The sequence below is a fragment of the Pseudomonas sp. GW456-12-1-14-TSB6 genome, assembly GCF_059424205.1.
Genome location: NZ_JBWKZE010000036.1, coordinates 16,051 through 27,760 on the forward strand (window position 1 = coordinate 16,051; position 11,710 = coordinate 27,760).

General features: G+C 63.3%; 10 protein-coding genes. 3 read left to right on the plus strand and 7 right to left on the minus strand.

What is annotated here, in order from left to right; genetic code table 11:
* The first annotated feature begins 179 nt into the window (after window positions 1-179).
* A complete protein-coding gene (locus AC07Y2_RS25235; protein ID WP_103387157.1) occupies window positions 180-1,751 on the plus strand; it encodes a sensor domain-containing diguanylate cyclase in 1,572 nt (523 codons plus the stop codon).
* 58 nt (window positions 1,752-1,809) lie between these two features.
* Here the strand turns inward: AC07Y2_RS25235 and AC07Y2_RS25240 are convergent, their stop codons facing one another.
* From AC07Y2_RS25240 to AC07Y2_RS25255, 4 genes are all read right to left on the minus strand, one after another.
* The gene (locus AC07Y2_RS25240) at window positions 1,810-2,100 is read right to left on the minus strand and encodes a hypothetical protein (protein WP_103387158.1); all 291 of its coding nucleotides are present in this window, start codon (window positions 2,098-2,100) and stop codon (window positions 1,810-1,812) included.
* Between the two features lie 77 nt (window positions 2,101-2,177).
* Complete coding sequence (locus tag AC07Y2_RS25245) at window positions 2,178-4,607, minus strand: TonB-dependent receptor (protein WP_103387159.1); 2,430 nt, start codon at window positions 4,605-4,607, stop codon at window positions 2,178-2,180.
* 99 nt (window positions 4,608-4,706) lie between these two features.
* Window positions 4,707-5,666, minus strand: coding sequence for a FecR domain-containing protein (locus AC07Y2_RS25250; protein WP_103387160.1), 960 nt, complete (start codon window positions 5,664-5,666; stop codon window positions 4,707-4,709).
* Complete coding sequence (locus AC07Y2_RS25255; RefSeq protein ID WP_085613166.1) at window positions 5,666-6,172, minus strand: sigma-70 family RNA polymerase sigma factor; 507 nt, start codon at window positions 6,170-6,172, stop codon at window positions 5,666-5,668. The genes AC07Y2_RS25250 and AC07Y2_RS25255 overlap by 1 nt, the downstream gene beginning before the upstream one ends.
* 240 nt (window positions 6,173-6,412) lie before the next feature.
* On the opposite strand from AC07Y2_RS25255, the gene AC07Y2_RS25260 reads away from it, so the two are divergent.
* Window positions 6,413-6,853, plus strand: a complete 441-nt coding sequence (locus tag AC07Y2_RS25260; RefSeq protein ID WP_011335126.1) for a carboxymuconolactone decarboxylase family protein — start codon at window positions 6,413-6,415, stop codon at window positions 6,851-6,853.
* A gap of 4 nt (window positions 6,854-6,857) precedes the next feature.
* Here AC07Y2_RS25260 and AC07Y2_RS25265 read toward each other — a convergent pair whose 3' ends face one another.
* The 3 genes from AC07Y2_RS25265 to AC07Y2_RS25275 form a co-directional block, all read right to left on the minus strand.
* Complete coding sequence (locus tag AC07Y2_RS25265; protein ID WP_103387161.1) at window positions 6,858-8,450, minus strand: DHA2 family efflux MFS transporter permease subunit; 1,593 nt, start codon at window positions 8,448-8,450, stop codon at window positions 6,858-6,860.
* Window positions 8,447-9,568, minus strand: coding sequence for an HlyD family secretion protein (locus tag AC07Y2_RS25270; protein WP_103387162.1), 1,122 nt, complete (start codon window positions 9,566-9,568; stop codon window positions 8,447-8,449). Before AC07Y2_RS25270 ends, AC07Y2_RS25265 begins: the two co-directional genes overlap by 4 nt.
* A gap of 97 nt (window positions 9,569-9,665) precedes the next feature.
* The gene (locus tag AC07Y2_RS25275; RefSeq protein WP_103387163.1) at window positions 9,666-10,430 is read right to left on the minus strand and encodes an AraC family transcriptional regulator; all 765 of its coding nucleotides are present in this window, start codon (window positions 10,428-10,430) and stop codon (window positions 9,666-9,668) included.
* A gap of 97 nt (window positions 10,431-10,527) precedes the next feature.
* On the opposite strand from AC07Y2_RS25275, the gene AC07Y2_RS25280 reads away from it, so the two are divergent.
* Window positions 10,528-11,661 (plus strand): MFS transporter, encoded by a 1,134-nt coding sequence (locus tag AC07Y2_RS25280; protein ID WP_103387164.1) that lies wholly within the window; start codon window positions 10,528-10,530, stop codon window positions 11,659-11,661.
* The last annotated feature ends 49 nt before the right edge of the window (window positions 11,662-11,710 follow it).

Consider the following 11,710-nt stretch of genomic DNA (forward strand, 5'->3'; position numbering starts at 1 on the left):
AAAACGGGCAGGCAAAAATAATTCGCGTCGCAGGTCATCCATTTCTACTGCGCGCCGATAGCAACAGGGTCGGGATTGTCTCGGGGGCACTTGGTTGCCCCACACAACCCGGTGGGCTACGCTCACAAGAACAAGGGTTTCGGGCTTTTGCCCCTGTCGTACCTGCCCAGGACACGCTTTTGCCTATCCCCATTCACGATCCGCACCAGGCCCCCGGCGGCACCCTCAAGCGTTTGCCCCTGCGCAAGGCGGCGGTGTTGTTCATCGTGGCTGTGTGTCTGAGCCTGTCCGGTCTGTTGTATTTGCAGATCGAACAGTCGCGGCGCCAGGATCTGGCCAACGCACAGGTGTCGTCGGCCAACCTGACCCGGGCCATGGCGCAGCAGGCTGAAGACACTTTTCTGGCAGCGGATCTGGTGCTGACCAGCCTGGTCGACTGGGTTCAGGACGATGGTTATGGCGCGGAGCAGAAGCCGCGTTTGCAGAAAACCCTCGCGCGGCGGGTGCAGCAACTGGAGCAGTTGCACGGCATGTTCCTGTTCGACCGCGAAGGGCAGTGGGTGATTACCTCGTTCCCGGATCTGCCACGCGGCAATGGCGTGGCCGATCGCGAGTACTTCAAGTTTCACCAGCAGAACGTCTCGGCTGTGGCGCATATCGGCCCGGCGATCCGCAGCCGCGAGAACGGCGAGTGGATCATCCCGATCTCGAAACGGGTCAACGACCACGCCGGCAATTTTCAGGGCGTGCTGCTGGCCGGGATCAAGATGTCCTACTTCGACCGGTTCTTCAAAAGCTTCAGCCTGGACGACAACGGCACCATGTTCCTCGGCCTGACCGACGGCACCTTGCTCGCCCGGCGGCCGTTCGACGAGAGCCTGATCGGCACCTCGCTGGCCAAGGGCGAGATCTACCAGAAGTTGCTGCCCAATGCAGCCGCCGGCACCGCGATGATCGATTCGGTGGTCGACGGTGTCACCCGTCTTTACGGTTACCGGCAGCTGGAAAGCTACCCGTTGGTGGTCGCGGCGTCTTCGTCCCGGGACACGATCCTCCAGGGCTGGTATGACCGGGCGTTCCAGTCCAGCGTCATCGTGGCGCTGGTGATGCTCGGCGTGGGGCTGTTCGGCTGGGTGTTCATTCATCAGGTGCGCGATGGCGAGCGGATCGAGAAAAACCTGCGCAAGGCCCAGCGGACGCTGGAGCAGATCGCCACCCACGACAGCCTGACCGGGCTGGCCAACCGGCGTCTGTTCGAGCGCTCGCTGGAGGTTGAGTTTGCCCGGGGCGCGCGGCAGTCGAGCCCGGTGAGCCTGATCATGCTCGATATCGATTTCTTCAAAAGCTACAACGATGCCTACGGCCACGTGGCCGGCGACCATTGCCTGACGCAGGTGGCGCAGGTGGTGAAGAACTGCTGCCAGCGCAAGTCCGATCTGGCGGTGCGTTACGGCGGGGAAGAGTTCGCGGTGTTGCTGCCGAACACCGACATCAACGGCGCGCTGGCGATTGCCGGGCAGATCCGCCGCAGCGTCATGGACAAACACATCACCCACAGCGGCTCGCCCACCGGTTATCTGACGGTGAGCCTGGGTTGCTATGCATTTATTCCGCTGGGCAACGACAGCCCGGAGCTGTTCATCCAGCGCGCCGATGCGGCGCTGTATCAGGCCAAAAACGCCGGCCGCAATCGCGCGGCCGTGTTGTCGATGGACGTCGGTTTCGGCGAATTGCTGCGCTCGGATCGCTGACAAAAACGGTAGGTTCAGACACAGGCCATGGCGTTTACCACGGCCTGCTCTTGTTCGTTCAGCCGCCAGTGCCACCGCCGGCACCACCCGTGCCGCCACCGGCCGAACCGGTGCCACCTCCTGCTCCCGAGCCTGAACCGCTGGCGCCGCCGTTGGTGCCGGTGCCGCCACCCGCGCCGCTGCCGCCGGACGGCGAGCCCGGCGTGTTGTCGGGCGGCATTTGTGAACCACTGGTCGAGCCGGATTTGGTGCCCGTGGCATCGGCGCCGTCGTTGGCGGCGAATGTCGCGGCTGAGCCTGTGGCCAGCAGGCCGATCAACAACAGCGAGGTGAGTTTGCGCGTGATCATGGTCTGTCTCCGGAAAGGGGTTTACCTGATATTGGTCAGACGCGCCGAACCCTTGGTGCCGGCCGGATGACGAGCGGTCAAAAGTCCACGGTGGCCGAAACCTTCAGCGTGCGCGGCGTGCCCTGGGTCAGGTAACCGCCGTTGGCCGAGGCCCAGTAAGCTTCGTTGGCGACGTTCTCCAGATTGGCCCGCAGGGTGATCTGCTTTTCATCCAGTTTGAAGGCATAGCGCGAGCCCAGATCGAAGCGGTTCCACGCCGGAATGCTCTGGGTGTTCGCGGCGTTCAGGTATTGGCCGCCGGTGCGCAGCATGCGCGCGCTGAGTGCGGCACCTTCGAGGCCCGGAATGTCCCAGTCGGCGCCGAGGTTGAACTGGAAGCGCGGCACCCCGACGGCGCGATTGCCGTCATTCACGCCGTTGCTGCTGCCTTCCAGTTCTGTCTTCATCACGGTTGCGCCGCTGAGCAGGCGCAGGCCGTCGAGCGGTTCGCCGTAGACGTTGAGTTCCACGCCTTTGTTGGTCTGCTGGCCGTCGACCCGGAAGATTCCGTCCTGGGTGTAGCTCGACGGTTGCTCGATGCGATAGACGCCGAGGTTGGCGCCGTAGCTGCCCATGTCCAGGCGCACGCCGGCCTCGATCTGCTTGCTGCGCACCGGGGCGAAGGTTTCGTCGCGGTTGATCGCGGTGGTCGGCGGCGTCGGGCCCTTGGCCAGGCCTTCGATGCGGTTGGCGTAGAACGACACGTGTTCCCACGGCTTGATCACCAGGCCGTAGACCGGGGTGGTGATCGACTCTTCATAACTCGAGGTGCGGGCGCCGGTGGCGGTGCTCCAGCCGTCGACTTTCAATTCTTGGCGACGCACGCCGAGGGTCAGCAGGATGCGGTCATCGACGAAGCCAAGGGTGTCGGAAATCGCCTCGCTGCGCAGGGTGTTCTTGCCGGTGATGCGCGGGTCATTGATGTCGCTGGCGAACGAGGTGGGCGCCGGGCGCGGCTTGTCGGTGACGTTGTACAGGTTGGTGCTGTAGCGCCCGGCGGTGCCGATGGTTTCGAACGCCGAGCGCTGCTCGCCCCAGATGCCCGCCCAGCCGAGGTTCAACTGGTGCGTGACGGGGCCGGTGTCGAAACGGCCGTTGAGCCCGGCCATGGCACTCTGGTTGTCTTCGTCGTGGGGTGAATAGAGCATGCCGCCACGGGCGCTGCCGTTCAGGTCGATAACGGTCAGCGACGAGTAAACCCCGTTCTCGCGGGTGTGCTTGGCGCCGCCGGACACGTAGGCCGTCCAGTTGTCGTTCAGGTCGTACTCGGCGCGGGCCATGCCGAAGGTGTCTTCGAGTTGCGAATAGCTCCAGCTCTGGGCATAGCTGGCGTTGGCGTGCGGCACCTTGGGGGCTTTGGTCAGGCTCGAATCGACGTAGATCACTGAGCGCCCTTGGTTGATCACCTGCTTCTGATAGCCGAAATCGGTCGAGACCCGCAGGCGATCGCCGCGATAGTCCAGGCCGACGCTGAACAGCGACGAGCGCTGGTCTTCGTCATCGACGGCAGTATCGCCTTCGCGCTGCATCAGGTTGACCCGCGCGCCGAAGCGGTTGTCCTCGCCAAAACGCTGGCCCAGATCCAGATGCCCGCCGACCCGACCGTCGGCGCTGTAATCGAGGGTGACACTGCGGGTCGGCGTGTCCATCGCGCGTTTGGGTTGCAGGTTGATCCCGCCACCGATGCCGCTGCCGCTCGGGGTCACGCCGTTGACGAATGCATTCGGGCCCTTGAACAGTTCGACCCGGTCCAGCGCTTCGACGGCGATGATCTGCCGGGGCAGCACGCCATAGAGGCCGTTATAGGAAATGTCATCGGAGGCCAGCGGCAGGCCGCGGATCATGAACATCTGCGAGAAGTTGCCGAAGCCGTTGGACTGGCGCACCGAGGCGTCGTTGAGCAACACATCGCCAACGGTCTGAGCCTGCTGATCGGCCATGGTCTTGGCGGTGTAACTGGTGACGCTGAAGGGCAGGTCGTTGACCTCCTGGTTGCCGAGCATGCCGATCTGCGCGCGGCGCGCGACCTGTTCGCCGCCGTAGGTATCACCGCTGTCGTCGCGCAGGGCGCTGACGTTGGTGGCGCCCAGTTCCAGCGCGCCGTCCGCCGCGACTTTCGGCGCCACGGTGTAACCGTTGTGGCCGGTGCTGATCAGCTCGAAACCGCTGCCTTCCAACAACCGGGCAAAACCGCTCTGTGCGGTGTAGCTGCCTTGCAGGCCCGGGCTCTGGCGATTGCCCAGTTGCGCCGGATCGAACGACAGTGGCACGCCGACGCTGACCGCAAATTGCGCCAGCACATGGCTGAGCAGGCCGGGGCCGATGTTGACGCTGCGGCTGGCGCTTTCACTGACGCTGTCGGCGGCGTGGGCGGCGCTCGGCAACAGGGCGCTGAAGGCCAGGGCCAGGCTCAGGTTCAGGGCCTTGAGCGCAAACGTGGCGGGGCGGGGCGATGGCATTGCGGTCATTCGGTGTTCCTGTCGGGGGCGTGGAATTGAAAGGTCTATCCACTCACCGGACGAGAAACGAAAAGGTATCAGTGAACATTGAAATTATTTTCCGAGGGCTCAGACACGGGGCTCCACCGACAGCCAATAACGGGTCAGGCTGTTGATGTTCAGCGGCAGGGTATCGCTGAGCAAACGCAGGCTGGCGTCGGTGTCGCGCAGGGAAAACGCCCCGGACACGCGCATCGCCGCGACGTCCGGATGACAGCGCAGTACGCCCCGGCGATAGCGGCTCAGCTCGCCGAGCAATTCGTCCAGACGCATGTTGCTGGCCAGCAGCATGCCTTTGTCCCAGGCCAGGGACGCGGTGTCGAAGGTTTCGGCGCTGTCGAAGCTGTTGAGCTTGAAGCGCTGGCGCTCGCCCGCCTGAAGAATCGCACTGTGCTTGAGCAGTTGCGGGGTGATCTGAACCTGGCCTTCGAGCACCGACACTTGGCTGCCCGAACCCTCGGTGCGCACGCAGAATCGCGTGCCCAGTGCGCGGGCCACGCCTTGCGGGGTTTCGACAATGAACGGACGGGCGCTGGCGTCTGCGGCGGTGTTGATCAGCACTTCGCCGTTGAGCAGCAGGACGCGACGCTCCACCGGGCTGAAAGCGATGTCCACGGCGCTGTCGGTGTTGAGCACCAGTTGGGTGCCGTCCGGCAATTGCAGGTTCTTTTGCTCGCCGACGGCGGTGCGCTGGTCGGCGGTCCATTGCTGCCACGGCACATGCTGCGAAGCGATGCCCAGCGGCCCGGCCATCAACAGCAAGCCGAGGCGGGTGAGGGTCTGGCGGCGGCTCAGGCCTTCTTTGCGGGACGCGCGTTTCAAGGTCTGGATCGCGACGTTGGCCGGCACGCTGCGCAAATCCCCCAACAGCGCTTCGGCCCGTTGCCAGGCCATGGCGTGCTCGGCGCTGCGGGTGCGCCATTGGGCGATGGCCTGGTGGTCGGACGGGGTGGCGGTGCCGGAATGCAGTTGCACCAGCCAGTCGGCGGCTTCGCCGAGAATCTGCGGATTGATCATCGACGAATTCATCAGGCGACACTCAGGCAGGCAATGAACGCGGCACGCATGTGGCGTTTGACGGTGATCAGCGAAACATTCAGGCGCGTGGCGATCTGCGCGTAGGTCAGGCCTTCGATCTGCGACAGCAGGAAGGTCTCGCGGGTTTGCTCCGGCAGTTCGCGCAGCAGCGCTTCGATGCGCCACAGGGTTTCGAGAATCAGGTAGCGGGTTTCCGGCGACGGCACTTCGGCGGCGGGCAGGTGCGCGATGGTTTCCAGGTACGCGCGCTCCAGGTCCTGACGCCGCCAGCGGTCGATCATCAGGCCTTTGGCGATGTGCGTCAGCAGCGCCCGGGGCTCGTTGCCCAGCGGCTTGATCACCTGCCGGGTGAGCAGGCGCAAAAAGGTATCGTGCGCCAGATCGGCCGCCTCGCAGCGGTTGCCCAACTTGCGCTGCAGCCAGCCCTGCAGCCACCCGTGGTGTTCGCTGTAGAGCGTCTGGACTTGCTGATTCAACGGCTGATCGAGGGACGACATGGAGGGCAGGTACTCGTTTCGGGCGTCCGTTGCCAGAGATGCAATCGAGAGTGCGATTAGGGTGCAATTAAGAATTGATCGCATTCTAGTGGCGCGCAACGAGTGATGGCAATTGCCCATTCACACTTTCTTTTCTGACACCGACGCAGTGGCCTACCCATCTTCCGGGAGATTGGCTATTTGCCGGTCGGGACGCCGGGACTAACGTAGCCCCACATTCACTTGCCCCGGAGAGTCGCCATGAAACCTCGTATCGATTTCTACACCGCGTCCCCAGATGCCCTGAAAGCGATGATCGCCCTGGAAACCGCCGTCTCGAAACTGCCGCTGGAAAAGACCCTGATCGAACTGGTCAAGCTGCGCGCTTCGCAGATCAACGGCTGCGCGTTCTGCATCGACATGCACACCGCCGACGCGATCAAGGGCGGCGAAACCCCGCGCCGGTTGTTCGCCGTGACCGCCTGGCGTGAAGCGCCGTTTTTCACTGAACGTGAACGCGCCGCGCTGCTGTGGACCGAATCCCTGACCCAACTGAGCCTGACCCACGCCCCGGACGAAGACTACGAAGTGGTCGCTGCGCAGTTCTCGCCCCAGGAAATGGTCGACCTGACGGTCGCGATCAGCACCATCAACAGCTGGAACCGTCTGGCCGTGGGCTTTCGTAAAACCCCACAGGCCTGATCGATCAATGTGCATCGGCACTCGGCGCGGCCGGTGGTTGCACCTTGCGCATCAAGGGCACCATCGCCGTGGCGATGCCGAAGCACACCATGATCATCAGGAACGTGTCGCCGTAGGTTTGCGTCTGCGCTTCACGGTAGGTCAGCAGCCACAGCTGACGCAGGCTGGCGGTGACGCCGACATCGCCGCTCTGACCCAGAGCGGCGAAGTTGCCGCCGACCTGGGCCAGCCACTGATTCACCGCTTCGTTGCTGCTGTTCAGATGCTCCGCCAACCGGGTGAAGTGCAGGTTGGTGCGATCGTTGAGAATGGTCGCGCACGCGGCAATCCCGATTGCACCGCCCAGATTGCGCATCAGGTTGAACAGGCCCGATGCATGCTTCAGCCGAGCCGGTGCCAAGCCCCCTAGAGTCAATGTCACCGCCGGTGGCACCGCCAGTTGCTGGGCGATCCCGCGCAGGGCTTGCGGCAGCAGCAATTCTCCGGCGCCCCAGTCATGGGTGATCGGACTGAATTCCCACATCGACAAGGCGAACAACGCCAGACCCGCCATCATGATCCAACGCAGATCGATGCGATTGGCCAGAAAGGCGTACAGCGGAATCGCCATGATCTGGAACACCCCGGTGGAGAAAACCGCCAGACCAATGTCCAGTGCCCCGTAGCCGCGCACCCGGCCGAGAAACAGCGGCGTCAGGTAAATCGTCGCGAACAGGCCGATGCCAGTGACGAAGGAAAAGAAACAGCCGAGGGCGAAGTTGCGATCCTTGAGCGCGCGCAGGTCGACGATCGGATTGGCCACGTGCAGCGTGCGGCCGATGAAGGCCAGCCCCGCGAGGCCACTGATCCATGCGGTGGTCAGGATGGTCTGGTCGCTGAACCAGTTCCAGCGCGGGCCTTCCTCGAGGGTGTATTCCAGGCAACCGAGAAACAGCGCCAGAAACACCATGCTCAAATAGTCCGCGCCCTTGAGCAGCGACAGTTCCGGCTGGTCGATCTTCACCAGCATCGGCACCGCCACGGCGACGAAAATTCCCGGCACCAGATTGATGTAGAACAGCCAGTGCCAAGAGGAAATGTCGGTGATCCAGCCGCCGATCACTGGGCCTAATGTTGGCGCCAGCGAAGCCACGGCGCCGATGGTGGCAGCGGCGATTACCCGCTGTTTGCCGGTGAAGAAAAAGAACGCGGTGGTGAACACCAGCGGAATCATCGACCCACCGAGAAACCCTTGCAGTGCGCGAAAGGCGATCATGCTCTGGATGTTCCAGGCGATGCCGCAGAGCAGGCTGGCGAGGGTGAAGCCGACCGCCGAGGCGCAGAACAGCCAGCGCGTGGAGAACACTCGCGACAGCCAGCCCGACAATGGGATCACGATGATTTCGGCGATCAGGTAACTGGTCTGCACCCACGCCGTTTCATCGGTGCCGGCGGACAACCCGCCGCCGATATCGCGCAGCGAGGCCGAGACGATCTGGATATCCAGCAGCGCGATGAACATGCCGATGCACATCGTGGCGAAGGCGAACACCTTGGTCGCCGTTGCCATCTCGGCGGCGTTGAATGGCTGCGCGGCGGCGGTGAGGGCGGTGCTCATGGCGCGCTGGCCACAGCCGTGGTTTCAGGTTGGGCGCGGGTGTCGACTTCAGCGGTCACCGACAGGCCCGGACGCAGGTGGCCGAGCACGCCGTCGGCCGGGTCGAGCAGGATCCGCACCGGCACGCGCTGGACGATTTTGGTGAAGTTGCCGGTGGCGTTTTCCGGCGGCAGCACACTGAACTGCGAACCGGTGGCCGGGGCGAGGCTGTCGAGGCGACCGTGGAATTCCTGGCCGGACAACACGTCGGCGCGGATGCTCACACGCTGGCCGGGTTTCATCCGCGCCAGTTGGTCTTCCTTGAAGTTCGCATCGACCCACAGGCCGCTGGCCGGCACCACCGACAACTGCTGCGAACCGGCCTGGGCATAAGCGCCGACCCGCGCGCGGCGATTGCCGATCACGCCGTCAACCGGAGCGCGCAGTTCGGTGTAGCCGAGGTTGAGTTGCGCCAGATCACGCTCGGCCCGGGCTTGCTGGAGGGCGGCGCGGGCCTGTTGTTTCTGGGTTTCGATCACGGTGAGCTGGCGTTGCGCGGCCAGCAATTCGGCCTGGGCTTTGGCGCTCAAGGCTTGCGCGGTCTTGAAGGTGGCGTCGGCCCGTTGCGCGCTTTCTACCGAGACTGCATTGGTGGTCACCAGACGCTTGTAGCGGGCGTTGTCATCCCGCGAGCGGGCGGTTTCGGCGCTGGCGGCATCGATACCGGCACGGGCCTGACCGATCACCGCTTGCTGCAGTTGTTCGGTGGCGTCGAGGTTAGCCAGCAGCGCCTCTTCGGCGGCGACCGCGCCTTCAGCCTTGGCCAGATTGGCGCGGTAGTCGCGGGCATCGAGGCGAATCAGCACGTCGCCGGCCTTCACCTTCTGGTTGTCGCTGACCAGCACTTCCTCGATGTAACCGGCGACTTTCGGCCCGATCACCGTGACGTCGCCGCCGATGTAGGCATCGTCGGTTTCCTCGAGAAATCGCCCCGTGCCCCACCAATGCGCGGCATATAGGCCGGCGAACACCAGCGCGGCCAAACCCGCAGTGGGCAACAGCAGGCGTTTGAGCAGGGTCGGTTTGGGAGCGCTGACCGGAACGGCGAGATCGGGTTCTACGGTGGGCATGCTGGTCATGGCGTAATACCTGAGAAAGCGGAATGGCTATTACGACCGTAATATGACGCGAGTAATATTTTGTGGCAATTGATTTTTGTCGCCGATCGTCAGTTGCTTACTTGAGCCAGGCGCCGGGTGTGCTGCCGGTCATGGATTTGAAGAACGCAATGAATGCGCTGTCGCTGGCGAAGTCCAGTTCAAACGCGCAGTAGCCGAGGTTGCGCCCGGTGGCGAGCAATTCCATCGCGCGCATCAGCCGCCACTGTTGGCGCCATTGCTGATAGCTCATGCCGGTTTCGCGCTGGAAGATCCGGCCGATGGTGCGGCTGCTGGCGCCGATCTGTTGCTCAAGCACTTGCAGTTCTGGTGGCAGTCGCTCGGGTTGTGCCAGCAGGAGCGCCAGGCGCTTGTCTTCCGGCAGGGGCAGGAGCATCGGTTGCTGCACCGCATCACGGATTTCACTCAGGCACAGCCCCAGCAAATGGACAAATTTGCCTTGCTGCCAATCGGTGGCGAAATCGGCAATCGCCATCGGTTCCAGCACCGCGCGCAGCAACGGGCTGACCTCAATCACGCAAACCTGTTGCGGCAGCTCACAGCACAACTCGGGCGTCAGGTAGATGGAGCGGTAATCGACACTTTGCTGCATCACCGCCCGATGCGTGACGCCACCGGGAATCCACGCCGCCCGCGACGGCGGCAGCAGGCACAACTGCTGCGCCAGGGTGATGCGGGTGCAGCCCTGTCGGGTGTAGAGCAGTTGCCCGCGCTGATGCCGATGCAGGCCGGAGTCGTGATCGCCGAGAGTAGAGGCGATGCCGATCACCGGCGCCGGGAAGCGATCAGGGTCAAAACGATCGTGGGCTTCGAGCCAGGCCATGGTTTGTCCGATTTCAACGATAAATTGTCAGGATTCGGATAATACGTCAGCCACCGTTTTTTAAACTCCCCGGCGTTTTTGTTGAGGAGTCTTGGTGATGGACCAAAGAAAGTTGTTGATGTTGGCGATTGCACTGCTGATGTTCCCGCAGATCGCCCAGACCCTGTTCAGCCCGGCGCTGGGGGATATCGGCCGGGCATTTGATGTCGGCCCGCAAGCGGCGGCGCAAACCCTGTCGGTGTACTTCCTGGCGTTCGCGTTGGGTGTGGTGACGTGGGGGCGGGTGTGCGACCGGATCGGCCGCCGGCCCTCGATGCTCGCCGGTCTGGCGATTTATGTTTTTGCCTGCGTACTCGGTTTGAGCGTTCGCAGTTTCAACGGCTTGTTGATGGCCCAGGCACTGGCGGCATTCGGCGCTGCGGTTGGCTCGGTGGTGACCCAGACGTTGTTGCGCGATCGTTTTCGCGGGAGCGAACTGGCCCAGGTCTTTTCTCTGGCAGGCATGGCGCTGGCGGCCAGCCCAGCCATCGGTTTGTTCAGCGGGGCGAGTCTGGTTCAGGGCTTCGGCTATCGCGGCGTACTCGTTGCGTTGTTGTTGCTGGCGTCGGCCTTGTGGCTCTGGAGCTGGCGCGTCTTGCCGGAAACCCGTCCACCACAACTGACCCCCGTCGGCCTGTTCGCAACCATGGGCGACATGCTGCGCGATCCCGGCATCTGGCGTTCGGCTTTGTGGATCGCAACGTTCAACGTTGCGTTGTTCAGCTATTACAGCCTCGGACCGTTTCTGTTCGAGCGGCTTGGGCTGAGCAGTTCAGCGTTCGGCTACAGCGGCGTGATGCTCGCGTTGGCCTCAGGTTTTGGAGCATGGCTCAACAAATGCTTGCTGCGCATCGGCTGCAGTCCGCTGCAGTTGATTCGCCTTGCGGCCGTCACCGGTTTGCTCGGTGGCATCTGCGTGTGGCTGTTGCAGGCGCACATCTGGTTCGTGCTGCCGATGCTGCTGGTGGTACTGGCGTTCGGCATGGCGATTCCGAACATTCTGGGAGCAGCCTTGAGCAATTACACGGATCGCTTGGGTACCGCCGGCGCGTTGCTGGGGCTGTTTTACTACCTGTTGATCGGCGGGGGATTGATGTTGGCAGCCTGGTCTCAGGCCCTCGGGGAAACCCTGATGATCTGCAACTTGCTGGCGTTATCGCTGGCGATCCGCGCTAAAAGGGCATTTGTTTAAGAAATGTAAGCAGCGCAGGAAGCGTCTTGCATTTGTGTAGGAAGGCTCT

Bases quoted from the DNA above. Each gene is read 5' to 3' on its own strand.
- AC07Y2_RS25240 (WP_103387158.1), bottom strand. From the start codon at position 2,100: ATGATCACGCGCAAACTCACCTCGCTGTTGTTGATCGGCCTGCTGGCC.
- AC07Y2_RS25245 (WP_103387159.1), bottom strand. From the start codon at position 4,607: ATGACCGCAATGCCATCGCCCCGCCCCGCCACGTTTGCGCTCAAGGCC.
- AC07Y2_RS25250 (WP_103387160.1), bottom strand. From the start codon at position 5,666: ATGAATTCGTCGATGATCAATCCGCAGATTCTCGGCGAAGCCGCCGAC.
- AC07Y2_RS25255 (WP_085613166.1), bottom strand. From the start codon at position 6,172: ATGTCGTCCCTCGATCAGCCGTTGAATCAGCAAGTCCAGACGCTCTAC.
- AC07Y2_RS25260 (WP_011335126.1), top strand. From the start codon at position 6,413: ATGAAACCTCGTATCGATTTCTACACCGCGTCCCCAGATGCCCTGAAA.
- AC07Y2_RS25265 (WP_103387161.1), bottom strand. From the start codon at position 8,450: ATGAGCACCGCCCTCACCGCCGCCGCGCAGCCATTCAACGCCGCCGAG.
- AC07Y2_RS25270 (WP_103387162.1), bottom strand. From the start codon at position 9,568: ATGACCAGCATGCCCACCGTAGAACCCGATCTCGCCGTTCCGGTCAGC.
- AC07Y2_RS25275 (WP_103387163.1), bottom strand. From the start codon at position 10,430: ATGGCCTGGCTCGAAGCCCACGATCGTTTTGACCCTGATCGCTTCCCG.
- AC07Y2_RS25280 (WP_103387164.1), top strand. From the start codon at position 10,528: ATGGACCAAAGAAAGTTGTTGATGTTGGCGATTGCACTGCTGATGTTC.